The sequence below is a fragment of the Bythopirellula superficialaquae genome (assembly GCF_059632245.1).
Map to the genome: position 1 here is coordinate 1724877 of NZ_CP197426.1, position 18564 is coordinate 1743440.

Annotated in this window: 18 protein-coding genes; 10 read left to right on the forward strand and 8 right to left on the reverse strand. The window is 56.4% G+C overall.

Going from position 1 to position 18564, the window contains the following annotated elements:
* Window positions 1–77: 77 nt before the first annotated feature.
* The gene (locus SH678x_RS07075; protein WP_496923062.1) at window positions 78–1679 is read right to left on the reverse strand and encodes a glycine--tRNA ligase; all 1602 of its coding nucleotides are present in this window, start codon (window positions 1677–1679) and stop codon (window positions 78–80) included.
* A 155-nt stretch (window positions 1680–1834) separates the two neighbouring features.
* Complete coding sequence (locus SH678x_RS07080) at window positions 1835–2599, reverse strand: 2-phosphosulfolactate phosphatase (protein WP_496922189.1); 765 nt, start codon at window positions 2597–2599, stop codon at window positions 1835–1837.
* 237 nt (window positions 2600–2836) lie between these two features.
* Between SH678x_RS07080 and ubiE the strand changes: the two genes are divergently transcribed.
* Genes ubiE through mqnE form a run of 4 tightly spaced genes read left to right on the forward strand, consistent with a single transcriptional unit; the run spans window position 2837 to window position 6498 of the window.
* Window positions 2837–3601 (forward strand): bifunctional demethylmenaquinone methyltransferase/2-methoxy-6-polyprenyl-1,4-benzoquinol methylase UbiE, encoded by a 765-nt coding sequence (gene ubiE / locus SH678x_RS07085; RefSeq protein WP_496922190.1) that lies wholly within the window; start codon window positions 2837–2839, stop codon window positions 3599–3601.
* A gap of 2 nt (window positions 3602–3603) precedes the next feature.
* Entirely contained in the window at window positions 3604–4311 is a 708-nt protein-coding gene (locus tag SH678x_RS07090; RefSeq protein ID WP_496922191.1) for a UbiX family flavin prenyltransferase, read from the forward strand.
* A 4-nt stretch (window positions 4312–4315) separates the two neighbouring features.
* The gene (locus SH678x_RS07095) at window positions 4316–5305 is read left to right on the forward strand and encodes a UbiA-like polyprenyltransferase (RefSeq protein ID WP_496922192.1); all 990 of its coding nucleotides are present in this window, start codon (window positions 4316–4318) and stop codon (window positions 5303–5305) included.
* Between the two features lie 59 nt (window positions 5306–5364).
* Window positions 5365–6498, forward strand: a complete 1134-nt coding sequence (gene mqnE, locus SH678x_RS07100) for an aminofutalosine synthase MqnE (RefSeq protein ID WP_496922193.1) — start codon at window positions 5365–5367, stop codon at window positions 6496–6498.
* Between the two features lie 25 nt (window positions 6499–6523).
* On the opposite strand, the gene SH678x_RS07105 is transcribed toward mqnE, so the two are convergent.
* Window positions 6524–7255, reverse strand: a complete 732-nt coding sequence (locus SH678x_RS07105) for a Bax inhibitor-1/YccA family protein (protein ID WP_496922194.1) — start codon at window positions 7253–7255, stop codon at window positions 6524–6526.
* A gap of 298 nt (window positions 7256–7553) precedes the next feature.
* Here SH678x_RS07105 and SH678x_RS07110 point away from each other — a divergent pair, with 298 nt between their 5' ends.
* From SH678x_RS07110 to SH678x_RS07135, 6 genes are all read left to right on the forward strand, one after another.
* Window positions 7554–8234, forward strand: a complete 681-nt coding sequence (locus SH678x_RS07110; protein WP_496922195.1) for a zinc metallopeptidase — start codon at window positions 7554–7556, stop codon at window positions 8232–8234.
* A gap of 185 nt (window positions 8235–8419) precedes the next feature.
* Window positions 8420–8944 (forward strand): hypothetical protein, encoded by a 525-nt coding sequence (locus tag SH678x_RS07115; RefSeq protein WP_496922196.1) that lies wholly within the window; start codon window positions 8420–8422, stop codon window positions 8942–8944.
* A 7-nt stretch (window positions 8945–8951) separates the two neighbouring features.
* Window positions 8952–9155, forward strand: a complete 204-nt coding sequence (gene thiS, locus SH678x_RS07120) for a sulfur carrier protein ThiS (RefSeq protein WP_496922197.1) — start codon at window positions 8952–8954, stop codon at window positions 9153–9155.
* A 45-nt stretch (window positions 9156–9200) separates the two neighbouring features.
* Window positions 9201–10037: a thiazole synthase gene (locus SH678x_RS07125; protein ID WP_496922198.1), complete on the forward strand. Its 837-nt coding sequence runs from the start codon at window positions 9201–9203 to the stop codon at window positions 10035–10037.
* 30 nt (window positions 10038–10067) lie between these two features.
* A complete protein-coding gene (locus SH678x_RS07130) occupies window positions 10068–12089 on the forward strand; it encodes an ATP-dependent DNA helicase (protein ID WP_496922199.1) in 2022 nt (673 codons plus the stop codon).
* 15 nt (window positions 12090–12104) lie between these two features.
* Window positions 12105–13277, forward strand: a complete 1173-nt coding sequence (locus SH678x_RS07135; protein ID WP_496922200.1) for an acyltransferase family protein — start codon at window positions 12105–12107, stop codon at window positions 13275–13277.
* Here the strand turns inward: SH678x_RS07135 and SH678x_RS07140 are convergent.
* The 5 genes from SH678x_RS07140 to SH678x_RS07160 form a co-directional block, all read right to left on the reverse strand.
* Window positions 13274–14341 (reverse strand): lipid-binding SYLF domain-containing protein, encoded by a 1068-nt coding sequence (locus SH678x_RS07140; RefSeq protein WP_496922201.1) that lies wholly within the window; start codon window positions 14339–14341, stop codon window positions 13274–13276. The genes SH678x_RS07135 and SH678x_RS07140 overlap by 4 nt on opposite strands.
* A 257-nt stretch (window positions 14342–14598) precedes the next feature.
* A complete protein-coding gene (locus tag SH678x_RS07145; RefSeq protein ID WP_496922202.1) occupies window positions 14599–16611 on the reverse strand; it encodes an acetylxylan esterase in 2013 nt (670 codons plus the stop codon).
* Window positions 16612–16650: 39 nt separating this feature from the next.
* Entirely contained in the window at window positions 16651–16830 is a 180-nt protein-coding gene (locus tag SH678x_RS07150; RefSeq protein ID WP_496922203.1) for a hypothetical protein, read from the reverse strand.
* A gap of 54 nt (window positions 16831–16884) precedes the next feature.
* Window positions 16885–17709 carry an alpha/beta fold hydrolase gene (locus SH678x_RS07155; RefSeq protein ID WP_496922204.1) on the reverse strand — a complete coding sequence of 275 codons (825 nt, stop codon included), beginning with the start codon at window positions 17707–17709 and terminating at the stop codon, window positions 16885–16887.
* Between the two features lie 75 nt (window positions 17710–17784).
* Window positions 17785–18549 carry a hypothetical protein gene (locus SH678x_RS07160; protein ID WP_496922205.1) on the reverse strand — a complete coding sequence of 255 codons (765 nt, stop codon included), beginning with the start codon at window positions 18547–18549 and terminating at the stop codon, window positions 17785–17787.
* Window positions 18550–18564 lie beyond the last annotated feature (15 nt).

Below are 18564 nucleotides of genomic sequence, written 5' to 3' on the forward strand. Positions count from 1 at the left end.
CCCGCGGTCATTTCGAGTTAAAATTCTCGCAGCTTCGACCATCGGCTTGCGCAGACGGCTATTAAGTTTAAGCTTCGCTAACTCACGCGTTGCGTTATCTCTTCGACCACGTCGTCGACCTTCACGCGCCATTGCTCGAGCGTATCGCGATCACGCACCGTCACGGTGTTATCGGTGAGGGTCTGACCGTCGACCGTGATGCAATACGGTGTCCCCGCCTCGTCCTGCCGGCGATAACGACGGCCGACGGCTCCCTTTTCGTCGTAGAACGCCGGAAACTTTTTCTTGAGCGCGCGGTAAATGTCCTGGGCAACCTCGGGCATGCCATCTTTTTTGACGAGCGGAAAGACCGCCGCCTTGATCGGCGCAATTCGCGGATGGAACTTCATCACCACGCGGGTTTGCATTTCGCCCTTTTCGTCGGGCGCTGAGTCTTCGTGATAGGCTTCGCACAAAAAGGCGAGCGCACCACGATCCGCCCCCGCCGAGGGTTCGATGACGTGCGGAATAAACCGTTCGTTCGTGACTTCGTCGCGATAGGTGAGATCGCGGCCACTTCCCTTGTATTTGGGTTTGCCGTCGACCATTTCCACTTCCAGGCAGCCTTCGGCGTTCTTCACGAGCTTACCTTCCATGTGGCTGCGGAGATCGAAATCGCCCCGGTGAGCGATGCCTTCAAGCTCGCCATACTCACCGGCTGACAGGAACGGAAACGCGTATTCGATATCCGCCGTGCCGACGCTGTAGTGGCTCAGTTCGTCTTTCTCGTGTTCACGCAGCCGCAAACGCTCGCCCGCGAGGCCGAGGTCGGTGTACCACTTCATGCGGCGATCGCGCCAGTATTCGTACCATTTGCGCGACTCGGTCGGATGGCAGAAAAATTCAATTTCCATCTGCTCGAACTCACGACTTCGGAACGTGAAATTCCGCGGCGTGATTTCATTGCGAAAGCTCTTGCCGACTTGCGCGATGCCAAAGGGAATTTTCACCCGCGTGCTGTCGGTGACATTCTTGAAGTTCACAAAAATGCCTTGGGCAGTTTCAGGACGAAGGTAAGCGCGGCCTTCCTCGCCAGCGAGCGCGCCAATCGTTGTCGGAAACATCAGATTGAATTCACGCGGCTCGGTAAGAGTGCCAATTTCCTTGGCCTCGGGCGCGAACACGCTTTCCAGTGAATCGAGCTTGTCGAGCGAAATGACAGAACCTTCCCACTTAAGTTGGTCGACGTCTTTGCCGCGCAAGTTGAACGCCTTGAGGGCGCGTTGCTGAAGGTCGGCCTCTTCTTGATCGGCCTCGGCAAGTGTGGTGATGAAAACTCGCTTGCCCTTGGCTTCGACCCAACGACCGCGGAGCTGGTCATATCGATAACGCTTCTTACTCTCTTTGCAGTCGACCATCATGTCGACAAACAAATCAAAATGCCCCGAGCATTTCCACACCTGCGGGTGCATGATGATCGTGCAATCGAGGCCGGTCATTTCGTACGTTGTCGGCGCGCCGGGCTGCACCGCGAGCTCGTCGTGGCCGGTGACCATATCCTGCCACCAGGCATTCTTGATGTTGCGCTTGAGTTCCACACCCAGCGGACCGTAATCCCAGAAGCCGTTGAGGCCGCCGTAGATTTCGCTGGACTGAAACAAAAACCCCCGCCGTTTGCAAAGCGAGACGAGCTTTTCCATTTCCATGGTGATGACTCTAAATCTAATTAATAACCACGAAGGCACGAAGCACACTAAGGGCGACAGAGGTTCGAATCTGCTTAGTGGCCTTTGTGTCTTTGTGGTAAATGAAGTTAATGAAACCGGGCATTGTACCGGGACTCGCGGCAAAGAGTCTACCGCAGCGTGATCTGTCGCGTCGTGCGGTTGAGTTCCGGCAAAACGGCGAGCGAATCGAGTTGGGCGCAATCAATAAGGTCGCTTTGATGCCCCACTTCGAGCAAGTTTTTACCGCCAATGGTGTCCCGCAAAGCCACGGCCAAAACTTCGTTAATCGGGCGGCCTGTTGTCTCGGACTGCGTGAGAATTTTTTGCCATTCTTGCTGGGCGAATTGAGCGGGTTCGTTGAGTTCCCAATATCCGGCGGTGCTATCGCGCAACAGTTGGTCGGCGATCGCCCCCGCCGCGAGGATATCTTCGCCAGTGACTTCGCCATCCGTCCCCGCGCACAAAATATCAACTCGCGAGGCGTCGAGCGCCGCCGCGGCCACCGTCGCGCGATTCACAACCGAACCGACGAGGACGCGCCTCGCTTCCGACGTATGGGCAAGAGCCCGTGTGCCGTTGGTTGTGGTGAAGAGCAACATCTTCCCCACCACGCGCTGCGGCGTGTATTCCCGTGGCGAATTGCCAAGATCAAAGCCCTCGATGATCTTGCCCCGGCGTTCCCCTCCCAGCACCACGTATTCGCAACCAAGCTGCTGGCCCAGTTGCCGGGTTTCTTCAATTTCCAGAAGCGGTACAACGCACTTTGCCCCTGCGGCGAGTGCGTAGCAAATCGTCGACGTCGCGCGGAGCATGTCGATGACGATCGCAGTGCTGTCGGCAAGATCCGCTGCAGCGACGTGGATGGGCAGATTATGAACAAATAATTGAGCCACGCGAGCCGGGGCGTCCCGCCCCCGTCCAGTTTGTGAAGTGTTAACAGGTCATTGCCAGCACGGTTTGCGCTAGCGAAGCAACAATTCTATTGAGATACTGTTTGTTCAGATACAGTAACGAGGAATAGGCCGCGGATAAACGCTGATTGGGCGGATTTGCGCGGATCATTTTTGTGACATAAAGCAATCTGCGTACATCCGTTCAATCCGTGTTCATCTGCGTTCTATTTTTACGACATGCCCACTGACGAACAAACCGTCGATAAATCAGACGCGCGGGTGCGGGAAATGTTCGGCCAGATCGCTGGCCGCTACGATTTCCTCAACCATTTGCTGTCGCTCAATATCGACCGCTATTGGCGGTGGCGGACCGTGCGGGCTGTCCCGCCACGCCAAGGAGGCCGAGTGCTCGACGTGTGCACAGGCACGGGGGATTTGGCGATCGCCTATCATCAGGCTGCGTGGGGAGCCGCCAACGTGATTGGCGCCGACTTCTGCCACCCAATGCTCGCCATTGGCCGCAAGAAGGCCGACAAAATTGTCACCGACCGCCCCATTCTTTTTATCGAGGCCGATGCCCAGCACATTCCCTTGGTCGACAACAAGTTCGACGTGGTGTGCGTGGCCTTCGGACTGCGGAATGTTGCCGACACCGACCGCGGGTTGGCCGAAATGACCCGCGTGTGTGCCCGAGGTGGGAAAGTGGCGGTGCTGGAATTTTCCACGCCCCAGTGGCAGCCGTTCAAGGGAATTTACAACTGGTACTTTAAGAATGTCCTGCCCAGGATTGGCCAGTTTTTCGCGCGTAACTCCCACGAAGCTTATGAATATCTGCCCGAGAGCGTCGGCCAATTCTTGCAAGGCGAGGAACTGGCCGAACGCATGCGGGCCGCGGGACTGGTGGACGTATCGTATCGCTCGTTTACATTAGGAGTGGCCACACTTTACGTTGGCACGAAGCCGCTCTCGGAGTCCGTGCTGGCGATGTCGTTGAGGAAATAGGCATGGCATCTGGTCCAAAAAACATTTGTGTCGCGATCACCGGCGCGAGCGGTGCGGTGTTTTCCGTGCGGCTGATCGAAGTCTTGCTCGCGACGGGGCATGACGTGCATCTGGTGATCAGCCCCAGCGGTGCCCATGTGATCCGTGAAGAAATGGATCTCAACGTCGATCTCGAAGACTTCAAGCCAGCCCAGTTGATGCTCGACGACATCAAACACGCCGCCGACAGCAAGATTCAACTCTTGCAGGCGAGTGCCGGGATTGGCACGGCCGATAGCAATGTGCTGTCCGTCGAAGGGGGCCGCATTGGCGAGCTGACCAGTTACAATCACATGGATTTTCAAGCCGCGATTGCGAGCGGTTCGTTTATCACGCGGGGGATGGTGGTCTGTCCCTGTTCGGGAACAACGCTGAGCGGCATCGCCCACGGCTCGGCCAGCAATTTGATCCAACGCGCCGCCGAAGTTCATTTGAAGGAACGGCGCAAGTTGATTCTCGTGCCGCGCGAAACACCGTTGTCGCTGCCGCATATCGAAAACATAAGGCTGGTGACCTTAGCCGGGGCGGTTGTCATGCCCGCCTCGCCGGGTTGGTATCACGGCGTGACGACGCTCCGCGATTTGGTCGACTTTATGGTCGCACGGATTTGCGATCAACTCGGCATCGACAATTGCCTCATCAATCGCTGGGGAACAAGCGTTAATCCTTAAAGTCATGCTGCAAACCGTCAGCCATCTGCTTTCTCTGATTCGCTTCAGCCACACGATCTTTGCGCTGCCGTTTGCGCTGTTAAGTGGAATGATGGCTTGGCGGCTAAATGCGATTGATAAATCGGACAGCCAATCCATTACTGGCGGAGTTCTTTTTATTGGGCCGTTTGAAATCCCACTCGATTGGTTGTATGGAGTGAGATTCGATATCCGCTGGCAAGAACTTCTCGGCATCTTGCTGTGCATGGTCTTCGCCCGCAGCGCGGCGATGGCGTTCAATCGTCTCGTGGATCGACGAATCGACGCCGCGAATCCGCGTACGGCGGGGCGACATCTCCCCGCAGGGATCCTGAGCGTTCCCCTGGTGACAATCTTCACAGCCGCATGCGGCTTAGCGTTCATCACTAGCACGCTCTTGTTCCTGCCCAACCGCTTGCCACTTTATCTGAGTCTCCCCGTCCTGGCCTTCCTGTGCGGCTACAGCTTTGCCAAGCGCTTCACCGCGCTCGCGCACCTGTGGCTCGGCACGGCCTTGGCGTTATCGCCGGTGGCCGTGTGGATCGCGATTCGCGGCGAACAGGTTTTGGCCAATCCCGCGGATTTGCTTCCGGCCGTTGTTTTGGGGGGCGTGGTACTCACCTGGGTGACCGGCTTCGACATTATCTATGCCTGCCAGGACTTTGAATTCGACCGCCAGCGGAAATTGCACAGCATCCCCGCTAAGCTGGGGATCGCCCGGTCTTTGCGTCTGGCCGCCCTGTGCCATGCCGCCACGGTGGGGCTGTTGGTGCTGCTCCCCTTTGTCTATCCGGCGTTTGGCGTGCTGTATGGGATCGCCATCGTCGTGGTTGCCGGGCTGCTGATTTACGAGCACGCCCTCGTGCGGCCCGACGATCTCGACCGGGTGAATGTCGCGTTTTTCAACGTCAATGCGGTGATCAGCCTGGGCCTGTTTGCGGTTGGAACCCTAGACCTCTGGCTTGGTGCTGGGTGATAATGCTTTGTTCACATTACGGTCGAGACGACCGCGGCTAACGGATTACACAAAAAATCATGCTTCGCACTTCCTCACCCATTCTTCAACCGATTCGCGAAAAAGTGGAGGCCGGCGAACGGCTTACGCTCGACGACGGCGTTTTGCTTTATCAACAGGAAGTCCCCCTGCCGGAGCTGGGCGAGCTGGCCAACTTGGTTCGCGAACGCAAGAACGGCAACTTCGCCTATTACAACATCAACACGCATCTCAACCCGACGAACATTTGCGTTTATCGCTGCACGTTCTGTGCGTTCCGCGCCGACTTGCGCGATGCCAAGGGTTACTGGATGAACGACGAGCAAATCCTGGCGCGTGGTCAGGAAGCCGTCGACGCGGGTTCCACCGAGATGCACATCGTCGGTGGACTCCATCATCAGGCGAAATACGAATGGTATCGCAAAGTGGTCAGCCTGCTTCACGAGAACTATCCGAGCCTGCATCTCAAAGCCTGGACGCCCGTGGAGATCGATTGGTTTTCGCGGCAGACTAAGAAACCGATCCGCTGGGTGCTGGAAGATATGCTCGACGCGGGGCTAGGAAGTCTTCCCGGGGGTGGGGCCGAGATTTTTCATCCCGAAGTTCGTCAACAAATTTGCGAACACAAAGCGGATTCCGCCCGCTGGTTTGAAACGCACCGCACGGCCCACCAGTTGGGGCTGCGTTCCAACTGCACAATGCTCTACGGCCATATCGAAAAGCCGTACCACCGCATCGACCACTTGTTGCGCTTGCGCGAATTGCAGGACGAAACGGGCGGCTTCCAAACATTCATCCCCCTGGCCTTCCACCCCGACAACACCGGTTTGAGCCACATCACCAAGCCTTCGGGGCCAATGGATTTGCGCACAATGGCCGTCAGCCGGCTGATGCTCGACAACATTCCCCACATCAAGGCCTACTGGATCATGCTCGGCATCGGAACCGCCCAGTGCGCGCTTTCCTACGGGGCCGACGACCTCGACGGCACAGTGCGGCACGAGCTGATCTATCACGACGCCGGTGCCGAAACGCCCGAAATCTTGAGCGTCGAAGCGATCCGCCGCCTCATCGAAGAAGCAGGCCGCGAGCCGGTCGAACGCGATACGCTCTACCATCGGGTCGAGCGCACTGGCGATCGCTGGCGTGCCGGCGAGCAAATCGCCGTGGGCTGAGCTTGTCTGGCTGTTTTATCTCACGCTAGTCGCGCGACATGAACAGCTGCAACACGTACCAAAACAGCAGGATGACCGAGGCAAACAAGCCCAAGGCAGCCGCCACGTACTGGGTCGTGCGGTAGTTGTGCAGAATTTCCGACGTGTTGTAGAGGATCGAGGCACACGCCAAGGCGATCATCGCGTAGATGAAGATCGGACCAAGTGCGAAGTTGAACAGAATCGCACAGACAATCAAACCGGTTGCCGCGAAGAAGCCGAAAATCAATACCGATCGCAGGAACGAAAAATCTTTGCGTGTGATAAACACAATCGCGGTCATGACGCCAAAGAGACCCAATGTGGCGGCCGCCGCGGTGGGAATGACGTCAGGATTAAATGTCTTGGCGAAATACAGCAGCGGGGCCGTAATCACGGCCTGGGCGAACACGTAAAGCCCGAGGCCCATGTATTGCTTTTGCAGCGACACGGCGCTGAGCGCCCAGGAATTGGCAACCCAGCTCACGACCATAAACACACCCATCACAACCAGCCAGCCATACCGAGTCCCCACCATCAAACCGACCATTTGCTCGGTGATAGGCAGGCTCAGCAGCACAGCGGAGAGCGCCACGAAGGCGGCAATCGCCCCTGCGAGGTGCATGTAGGTCTTGGAAATGAACGTGGCCCGTTCGTCTTGGGTAGCTTGAGCCGCGGTGAGCGACATCATGCCGGAGAGCGAATAAGGATTCTCGGATTGTTGTGAGCCGTAGTTCATTTCTTGGTACTCCTAAGTAGGAATAAGTTGTGCCGAATGGCGGTGTGGGGTGAGTCTACCTTAAAAATCTAGCTCGGGCCAAACCGAATTTGGAAGTCGAACTCCCAAATTGTATCGTCCCGTGGCGAAATCGGGGTCAAGCGTGTAGGTTGAGCCGGTCTTGGCCGTAAAATTTCCTAAAATCGGCGATTTGGCGGTTGTTGAACCAAAATCGCAGTTAAACCGTAGAAATCCACAGTTCGACGAGGTCTGATTCAAGATCTCGCACCGGACGACGAAATATCACAAGAGGAAGACAATGTTTTTTGATCCGCTCTATTTTTTGATGATTGCCCCCGCCCTCCTGCTCATGCTGTGGGCTCAGATGCGCGTGAAGAGTACCTTTGCCGCAGCGCAGCAGGTATCGACACCGCTGAGCGGTGCCGCCGCTGCTCGCCATATTTTGGACTCCGCCGGTTTGCAGGACGTTGCGATTGAACAAGTCCCCGGCCACCTGTCGGACCACTACGATCCGCGCCATAAAGTCTTGCGGCTGAGCCAAGACGTTTACAGTGCTCGCACGACCGCGGCGGTGGGAATCGCTGCACACGAAGCGGGACACGCCCTGCAAGATGCCCACAGCTACATGCCGCTCGTGATACGCAACGCGGCCGTTCCCGCCGCGACGTTTGGCGGCAACATGAGCATGATCATGATTATTGCTGGTGCCCTACTCGCGGCTCCTAAGCTGATCATCGTGGGTATCGTGGCCTTCGCCTTTGTGGTGTTCTTCCAATTGGTGAACTTGCCCGTCGAGTTCGACGCCAGCAAGCGGGCGAAACTCCTGCTTGTCGAGCACGGCATTGTTGGCAGCAACGACATGGTCCACGTGAACAAGGTGCTCAACGCCGCTGCCTGGACTTATGTGGCCGGCACACTACAAGCCGTGATGACGTTGCTCTACTACATTGTCCGCTTCACAGGCAACGGTCGTGAATAAGAGCAAAAGCGCGCGAGCCGGGTCGTCTGAGTTTACCCGCCGTAGTGGGACCCCGATTACCCAGTTTGCAGCCTAGAAACGCACTCCCCAACCGGATACCATAAAGGGTTGAAAAGCCGCGTGATTTTCTGCGGCTGGTAACCTGGGGTGACGAATCTCACCCCGCCTGTTGCGGGAGAATCTCAATGGTGCAGCGGCTCTGTAACCACGCGGCCTTGGTGGTGCTCGGCATATTTGTCGGCATGGTCGTGTCAGTGGGCTGGTATGGACTCGGCCAAGGCACCCAAGTTCAGGCCACCGCCACCCACGGTGAGGCGAACTTCGCCATCGCCACCGGCTTTGTCGACATGGAAATCGAGGCGTTTTACTTTCTCGATTTTCTCACGGGCGATCTCCGAGCCGCCGTCGTGAGCCGCCGTACGGGGGCATTTGTCTCCTTCTTTGAGAAGAACATTTTGGCAGATTTTGGCACGCTGCCCAAAAACCCCAAATTTTTGATGGTCACCGGCATGGCCAACATCCCGCGTGGCCAGGCGGCCTACCAAATCGGCAACAGCCTGATTTACATCGCCGAGGCCTCAGGCGGCACCGTGAATGCCTATGCTTTGCCTTGGAACTCCACGTTGAACAACAAAGGCGAACCGCAACGAGGCAGTTTCGTGCGTGTGGCGGGCGGATCGTTCCGCACGGCCTTTGTTCGCGATGAATGAGAGAAGCATGATGCAACTCACGGTTAATGGCCAACCGCGTGAACTCGCAGAGGGATCGACCATTGCTGACCTTCTGAGCGAGTTGGAACTCGATCCGCGCACGCTGGCGGTGGAGCGGAACTTGGATCTTGTGCCCCGCGCAAAGCATGCTGAGACGCAACTCGCGGCTGGCGACCGCGTGGAAGTCGTGACCCTTGTGGGTGGTGGTTAAGGACAATACTAGCCGCGAATCAACGATTCGCAGGGACCCGAAAGAATGGCAACTGATCTACAAACAGAAAATTCGCTCACCATCGGCACGCACACGCTCAGCAGTCGATTGATTGTGGGGACGGGCAAATATGCCAGCTACGCTTTGATGGGCGAGTCGCTGGAACGTTCGGGCACGGATTGCATCACGGTCGCCGTGCGGCGCGAGCGATTGATTGATGCCGCTGGTAACAATCTGCTCGATTTCATCGATACTCAGCGGTATACGTTACTGCCCAACACGGCCGGCTGTTTCAACGCCGAGGATGCCATCCGTGTGGCCCGGCTGGGCCGCGAAATTTTGTTGGGTCTTGAGAACCCTGGTGCCGATTGGGTGAAGCTCGAAGTGTTGAGCGACACCAAAACGCTGCTGCCCGATCCGATTGCCACCTTGGAAGCGACTGAAAAGCTCGTGGCCGAAGGCTTTCAGGTGCTGTGCTATTCGACCGACGATCCCGTGGTCGCACGGCGATTGAAAAACGCCGGAGCCACGAGCGTCATGCCCGCCGGTAGTCCGATCGGCTCGGGCCAAGGGGTGCTCAATCCCAACAACATTCGTATTTGTTTGGAATATCTCAAGGAAAACGATCCTGAATATCCTGTGATCGTCGATGCCGGTGTCGGCACGGCCAGCGACGTGACCATCGCGATGGAACTCGGCGTTGATGGCGTGCTCCTCAACACGGGGATCGCCCACGCCAAGGATCCCTTGCGGATGGCCGATGCAATGCGTCACGCCACCGAAGCGGGGCGGCTCGCTTTCCTTTCCGGCCGCATTCCGAAAAAGCTCTACGCCACGGCCAGTAGTCCCGAAGAAGGAACGATCACCGCGCGACCGCGGTAACAAATTCTCTCACGGCAGAATGAAGGACCGATGCCGACCTCCAGTCAACTTGACGTTTCCGACATACTTGGGCCCGAGGGCTCGATTGCTCGGCGGTTGTCGCACTACGAAGAGCGGCCGCAGCAACTTGCGATGGCCGCTGCCGTGGCCGCGGCGATTCGCAACAAGCAGCATCTTGTCGTGGAAGCAGGCACCGGTGTGGGCAAGAGCTTCGCTTATTTGGTGCCAGCCATTTTGGCCGCGACGCAGGAAGAAGGCTCCGAATCTCAAGAAAAGAAGCCTCTGCGAGTCGTGATCTCCACGCACACGATCAGCTTGCAGGAACAGCTGCTGCACAAAGATTTGCCGCTGCTCAACAGCGTGATTCCACGTGAGTTTTCGGCCGTCTTGGTCAAAGGCCGCGGCAATTACATCAGCTTGCGTCGCTTACACAAAGCTATCGCACGCGGTGGCAGCTTGTTCGACAAATACGAATCGCTCGACGAGTTGCGTGCGATTCGCGACTGGAGCGAGACCACCACCGACGGCTCGCGGAGTGATCTTTCTTTCCAACCGACCCCGCAAGTTTGGGAAGAAGTGATGAGTGACCACGGCAATTGCATGGGTCGCAATTGTCCGACCCATCGCAAGTGCTTTTATTACCAAGATCGCCGTCGGGCACAGAACGCTCAGATTTTGATTGTGAACCACGCTTTGTTTTTCAGCGATCTCGCCTTGCGTCGTGCCGGCGTAAACATCTTGCCGGATTACGACGTTGTGGTGCTCGACGAAGCCCACACGATTGAGGGTGTGGCGGCCGATCACATGGGGATTCGCCTTTCCAACGGCCAGATCGAATACACGCTGAGTCGGCTCTACAACGAGCGGACGCAAAAAGGATTGCTCGCCGATTTTGAAATGCGCGATTTACAAAAAATCGTCGAACGTTGCCGCATGGTGGCGGACGAGTTTTTCGCCGATCTGTTGGATTGGCAGGAAGACAAAGCCCCCAGCAATGGCCGCGTTACTCAACCGCTCGACATCAAGAATCAACTCAGCGGTGAACTGCACAAACTCGCGCGGGAAGTTAAGCGAGTTGGTGATGCAAAACATGAAGAAACCGACAAGCAGGATTACATTTCCGCTCATGATCGGCTGATTGCCCTCTCGGGCGAGCTGAATTCCTGGCACCGCCAGCAACTCGCGGGGGCCGTCTATTGGGTCGAAGCCTACCGGACTCGTCGCGGTGTTCCGCGGCTCTCGTTGTTGGCTTCGCCGATTGACGTCGGGCCGGTATTACGCGATCAACTCTTTAATCAAGTCCCCTCCGCGATTCTCACGAGTGCGACCCTGGCCGTCGGAAGCAGCGACAAATTTGAATTCTTCCGCGATCGCATCGGTCTGGTGAAAAGTAACACGCTGAAACTCGACAGTCCCTTCGACTATTCCGAACAAGCGGAACTAGTGACTTTGCGCGGTATGCCCGACCCTTCCAGCGAACGCCAAGAATTCGATCAGGCATCGCTCGAAATGATTCGTCATTTTGTCCGTGAGAGCGATGGCCACGCGTTTGTGCTATTCACGAGTTACGAATCCTTGCGCCGCGCGGCCACGCAGTTGGCGCCTTGGCTGCGTGCCAACAACCTTAACTTGCTGAGCCAAGCCGATGGCACGCCGCGGACGCAGATGATCGAGAATTTCAAAGCCGATCCGCGCTCCGTTTTGCTGGGGACCGACAGTTTCTGGCAAGGGGTCGACGTGCCGGGCGATGCCTTGCAGTTGGTGATCATCGCCAAGCTGCCATTCAGCGTGCCGGATCGCCCTCTGCTTGAAGCCCGTTTTGAAGCGATTCGCGATCATGGCGGCGAGCCGTTTCGCGAGTATCAACTCCCCGAAGCGGTGCTCAAGCTCAAGCAAGGTTTTGGACGTTTGATCCGCAGCCGCACCGACACGGGCCGCGTGGTGATTCTCGATCCGCGGATTCACACAAAATCGTACGGCCGGACGTTTGTCGATTCGCTCCCCAATTGCCGGAAAACGCAATTGGACTATGCTGTGCTGATTGGCTCGTAAAATTGAGGACCCACCGTGGCACAGACTGTTGAACCTGTTATCGCCGAACAGACCAGTGGACGACTGCTCGCGCTCGACGCTTTTCGTGGCATGACGATTTTGGCCATGATTCTGGTGAACAATCCGGGCGACTGGGGGCATATGTATTGGCCGCTCGCACATGCTCCCTGGCATGGTTGGACACCCACCGACTTGGTGTTTCCCTTTTTCTTGTTCATTGTTGGAACCGCGCTGGCTTATTCGCTCCGCAAGTTCCGCAACGGCGCCGAAGTCTCACCCGCGGTGTATTGGCGTATTGCTCGCCGCACGATTGTGTTGATCGCCTTGGGGCTGTTGCTCAATCGCTCGACGTCGATTTTCAACTTTCTTTTGGGTCACGCCGACACAATCGTTTGGAGCAACTGGCGCTTTCCAGGTGTGTTGCAAAGGATCGGCTTGGTCTATTTGCTTGCTTCGCTTGTCGTGTTGCACTTGGGGCTGCGTTCTCAAGTGATCCTCGCGGCGGTTCTGCTGCTCGGTTATTGGGGACTACTGGCATGGTTACCGACGGATAATTACCAAACCAATCTTTCGCCCGACGGCAATGTCGTGCGCGAAGTCGACTTGGCTATCCTGGGACCAAGCCACATGTACACCCAAGCCACCAGCGAAAAGACCGACCCCGAAGGTCTCCTGAGCACCCTCCCTGCGATCGTGACGGCCCTGGCCGGATATTTGGTGGGGCTGTTCATTCAACGCCGCGGAGTAAACGTCAAAACAGTTGTGGGCCTGTTAATCGCGGGGGCCATCGCCGTCGCGATTGGATTGCTCTGGGGCACAGTGTTCCCCATCAATAAAAAACTTTGGACCAGCAGCTTCGTCGTCCTGACCGCCGGCTGGGGGTCGATTGTGCTGGCCGGGTCGCTGCTGAAATTTGATATCTGGGGCTGGCGAAGAATTGGCCGAACATTTGAAATCGTCGGCGTAAACGCGATTCTCGTGTTCGTGGCTTCGGGGCTATGCGCGGTGCTGCTGAGCGTAACGCACGTGGGCGAAGTTTCCACAAAGCAATGGCTTTACAGCACGCTCTTTACCTCGTGGATCACGAGCCCCGAACTCGCCTCGCTGGGCTATGCGGTCGCCACGGTCACCTTTTGGTGGATTGCCATGTGGCTACTCAGCCTCAAAGGCTGGAGCATCCGGGTTTAGCGTACTTGCTGAGCTCCGACGGTTGCCGCAGGTGGCGGTGGGAGGAGCAAGGTCGGCATGGCCGCGCGAGTCGCGTCGATGTATTCGCGCAAGAGTTCCATAGTCGTCTGAAATTCTGGTCGCGAAGTAAGATCGGTGAATTTCGTGTCGCCGCTCACCAGCTTAAAGCGACCAAACACATTCTCAAGCGCCGTGATATCAGCTCCGTCACCCGAGGTTCGCAGTTCGGGGGGAAGTGCCAAATACTTGTCCCAATCAGGATTGAGGATTTGCGCGAGCTGCGTGGAGGATGAGACCAGCGCCTGCCGCAGAGCTTCGACTCGCACCGGCGAAATCGCCGTGGCCGGGATGACCGAGCTATCAGGAGTCGTGGCCGCTTGTTCCGCCGCGACGGCTTCTACACGCATGCCCCCGGTAAGTTCGGTCACGAAGGCTTGCATTTGCGTGGCCGCTGGCGGAATCACTTGGGGCATGTTGGGATCCGTTGTTCCGTAGAACGACATGTTGGCGGCTTGATTGATTTCGAGCACCGAGCCATCAACCGAAGCCCCGAGGAATAAGCCTCGGCTGCGAGAGTACGAAAGAATCTCCGCTTGCAAACGCATATCCGTCGCAGCGGCAGCATTGCGACCGACGGGACCCGCGGCAGCGGCCGCATCGACGCCGATCGTGAACTTGCCATTGAGCAGACTTTCGACGCTCCGCCGGGTTGTGAAGACCAGCACCACGTCGGTTCCTTGCACGCCGGCTTGCCAACCGACGCTGCCCCCTGTAAGGGTCACAAACCGTGGCAATCCCCAACTGCCGTCGGCATCACGAATCATGACCACACCTTGCCCACGGCGTATGCCGGCAACAAAGCCAATCTTGATCACGCGGGGAATGATGGCCAAGCCTTGCGCTTCATTGAGTAGCCGTGTCGGAATCGACCGCCCGGGAATAGCGATCAATTCCGCCAGCACGTGTTCACTTTGGGTAATCGTCGTCGTGGGATCGTTCGCCCACGAGCGAGTTGTAACCAATCCAAGCGTGATAACAACGAGTGCGGCCAATCCGTGACGCATGGGAACTCCGTAATTTGAAAAACTCGTAAACTGAAAAACATAGCGAGGCAAGATAACTACGCGAAGCATCGCCGTCTGGGTCGAGATTCTAAACCAGTCGGGGAATTCTGAAAGCGCCAGAATTTTGGCAGGTAGTGCTAGCTGTTTTAGCGTGCCGCCGGTTTTATACTTGGTCGTTTCGGCCGTAGATGCGCCTGCGGTATTTGACCTTTTTGGGGAGCATCCAGTACTGTTTTCTAGAGAAATATTTTTCGAGTTTACCTCGCATTCGGATCGCCCGTCGGCGCAGGCGCATGATCGGTCTTAGCAGGTGGCCCCAAGAGTTCGGTAAGAATCGGCTTCAGCCCATCGGCCCAGACCTGATAGCCCTCGACCGTGAGATGTACGCCGTCATCCGTCATGCCTTCGGACAGTTTCCCCTCGCCATCAGCAAGCTTGTCGTTCACGTTGAGAAACCGCACTCGCTTGCCGTCGGCCAGTGTTGCAAGTCGTTTGTTGATTTCGTCAATCGTCGGCATCGCGGCCGAGTTGTTGTCGTTGCGGGGCATGATCGCCGTGAGGACGATCGACGCCTCGGGAGCTTTTTCTTGGCAGGTTGCGATGATCGCCCGAATGCCGTCGACGACTTCCTTTACTTTTGCCTCATCACCCGCCTGGCCGTTGACGTTGTTGGTCCCGGCCAGCAGCACAATCACTTTCGGATTCACGCCGTCGAGTTCGCCGTTTTCGATCCGCCACAAAATATTTTCCGTTCTGTCGCCGCCCCAACCAAAGTTCCCCGCGTTCCAACCGAAGAAATTCTTCTGCCAATTCTCAAGCATCGGCTTGTAGGCGGCATCGCTCGCTCCCCACCGCCGCGTGATCGAATCTCCCAGAAAGTACAGATCGATGCCCCCTTGCTTGGCCTTCGCGACCATTTGTTCGTGGGCAAGTTGTGAGTTGGCGTCTGTCTTTTCAATTGCTGGGTGTTTCTTAAAATTTGCCTGCGGGTCGTAGATTGGCACGACATCCAGCGGCTTCCCCTCCGCGAGCGTCGCCAACCACCGTGCCGACTCTTTATTCCACGGTTCCAACTGCTCGGGCGTAGCCAGATGGTTGTGCGGCGAATCGATGAGCGGCACGATTTCCTTTTTGCCAGGAATTAAATTGTAGGCTGTCCAGATTCCTGCGGGAGCCGACGTTTCGTCGACAAAACCCAACGCGATGAGCGTCGTTGCTTTGATCTTTGGTGCAAAATTCACGACGTCGAAATATTGCGCTGTTTCCATCACTTGCGGATTATCGGCAGGAAAATTCGGATAGCTGGCCTGCCGTCCACAATGGGGGCCGTTGGTGTCGCACCCTGCCGGCACGTTGACCATCAAGTGCGTGACCTTGGGATGCAGCCCCGCCACGCACAGACTTTGCTGGCCACCCATGCTAGTTCCGTAACAAGCCAACGTCTTGCCATCCCAGTCGGGATGACTCGCCGCATAGTCGACCGCGCGATAGGCGGCCAGATACATCCGCAAAAAATAGCTCTCGTCACGATCGTCGTTGCCGATCGATTCGTAGTGCTTAATTTCTTCCGGGAGATCGTCGTAGTATTCCTGCGGTTCGGTTGGCAGCACATCATGGGGCTGGATGTTGATCACCAGCCAACCTTGCGCGGCATGGCCCAGCACCCACGATTTATCAAGCGGATAGGGTGGACTGGCCCATTGAAAGATCAGCAGCACTGGTTTCTTGCCAGCCTTCTTTGGCTTCGCATATTGGCCATGAATCTTGCCCCCGTCGACGCGATCCATCGTAATGAGGCCGTACTCAATGTCAGGCCGGCCACTCTCGCCGGGAGTGAGAACCGGATTGGCTGGGACTTCCTCAAGCTTGGCGATTTTAGCCTGCCAAAACTTATCGAAATCATCAGGTCGCGGGACGCACGGTTGCAACTGGGTAGGTTCAACGGCGGCCCCTGCGATATCCAGCGGCTTCGCCTCATCATCAGAGCGAATTTCTAGAAATAGCATCGCTGGCTTGCCAGATGTGATCTCGACCTTAGCATCGCCATTGCCGAAATCCAGAATTCCTTCTTTGAGGACTTTGAAGTTGTTCTCCTTAACCACATATTTCAGCGGCGTTGTTTTGCCAGTTCGCTTGACGGTCCACCCTGCCTTTTCACCGAGATCATAAATTCCGTCGGCTTGAAAGGGACTGACCGTAACCTTCTGGGCCAAACAGACCGTGGAAATGCTCAGCAAGAATATGGCCAAGCAGAGACGCAATCGGAGCATGATCGATTCCTGGAAAGACAAGCGACAAGGGGCGAAGTATTACAACCAGAACGTCCAAAAGTACACAACCAGCAATGTTAACACGATTCCCAAGATCAACCACACGGGATTCATGGGGAGTCGTTTCTTCTGCGACTCGTCTTCATGCGCTTTATCAACTTTCTTCTGCTGCTCACGCTCTTTTTCTTTTTGTTGTTGATGTTTTTCTTGACGGTCCATTCTTGTGTTCCTTAGGAAGTTGATGCATCGCCGTGATGACATCTGCAATCAGACTCAGGCACGTATAAACTCAAGCAAATCATTGTTGAGCTGATCCTTGTGCGTATCCGTGATGCCATGCGGCGCGCCGGGATAAATTTTCAAGATGGCACCGGGCACAAGTCTGACCGATTCCTGCCCCGCCGCAACGATGGGCACGATCTGGTCATCGTCGCCGTGGATGATCAGCGTGGGGATGTCAAACTTTTTGAGGTCGTCGCGAAAATCGGTCTCGGAAAAGGCCTTGATTGAGTCGTAGGTGTTCTTGTGGCCTCCCATCATCCCCTGCATCCAGAACGAGTCGATCATGCCTTGCGAAGGCTTGGCCCCGGGGCGATTGAAGCCAAAGAACGGTCCACCCGCGATGTCTTTGTATTGCTGTGATCGATCCTTGATCGAACCCGCGCGAATCTCATCGAAGGTTTCAATTGGTAAGCCCTTGGGATTGTCTTCCGTTTTAAGCATCAACGGGGGAACGGAACTGACAAGAACGGCTTTGGCCACCCGCTGGGTGCCATGCCGACCGATGTAGCGGGTGATCTCACCTCCCCCCGTCGAGAAGCCGATCAGCACAATCTTGTTGAGATCAAGTTTGTCGATGAGTTGTGCCAAATCATCGGCGTAGGTATCCATCTCGTTGCCATGCCACGGTTGGCTGGAACGACCATGGCCGCGGCGATCGTGAGCGATACAGCGGTAACCGTGGTCAGCCAAGAAGAGCATTTGCGCTTCCCAACTATCGCTCGAGAGTGGCCAACCGTGGCTGAACACGATCGGTTGGCCCGAGCCCCAATCCTTGTAGTAGATTTCCGTGCCGTCTTGGGTGGTGAAGGTGCTCATGAAACTCCTCAAGTAATGTTCCTCGTGGCAACACGTACCTGAAGAGTATAACCGTTTTACCGGGGCACTTAAAAGTTACCCAGCAATTCGTTCGGCCAGTTGATCGATCTGGCCGCGCAAATTCGCCACGAGCATGTGGGGATTGGCCACTTGGCTGAAATGATGATAGTAGTTTTGACTAGCGGAGAGTTGCTGAGCGGAGATTGAACCGGCAAGCTCGTGGATTTCATCAAGCTGCTCGTCGACGCCTCGCAACTGATGATTCAAATGGCGACTGTTGTGCCACAGCCGTCCTGCCATCCAAACGAGTCCTACGATCAGAATTCCTTCCGCGGCGATTGTTGTCGTGAGTCCCCATTGCCAGATGCGAACTTGATTGAACGCCGCCGACCACAACAGTGTTAGCGAACCACAAACAAAAGCCAGAATTCCTCCTGAAAGAAGAAAACTCAACGGCAGCGATTTTTGTTGGTAAGGCAATTCCTCGGCTTCGCGCTCCACTTGCCGTGCGATGGCACGGAGTTGAGCCGAAGATTCCGGAGCATCCAAAGTAAGCCGCTCCCAAAACGGCGGGGCATCAAGGGCCACGCGTTGTTGATAGGGAGCGCGTAGTTGCCGCCCCAAGCGGCGCAGGTTTTCCCGCGATTCCAAATGCACGAGTGGGTCGATGGTTTCAACATTAGCAACCTGCGCATCAAAAGTTTCGAGGGCGATGCCCGTATCCACCAGCGTGGTCTGCGCTGTGAATTTGAGTTCGCGACTGCACTTGGCACAGGTTCGTGAACCACGTCCTTCCGAGGCAACCGCGGGGACATCCTGATGGCAATAGCTACACCACATGCGCGCACTTCCTTC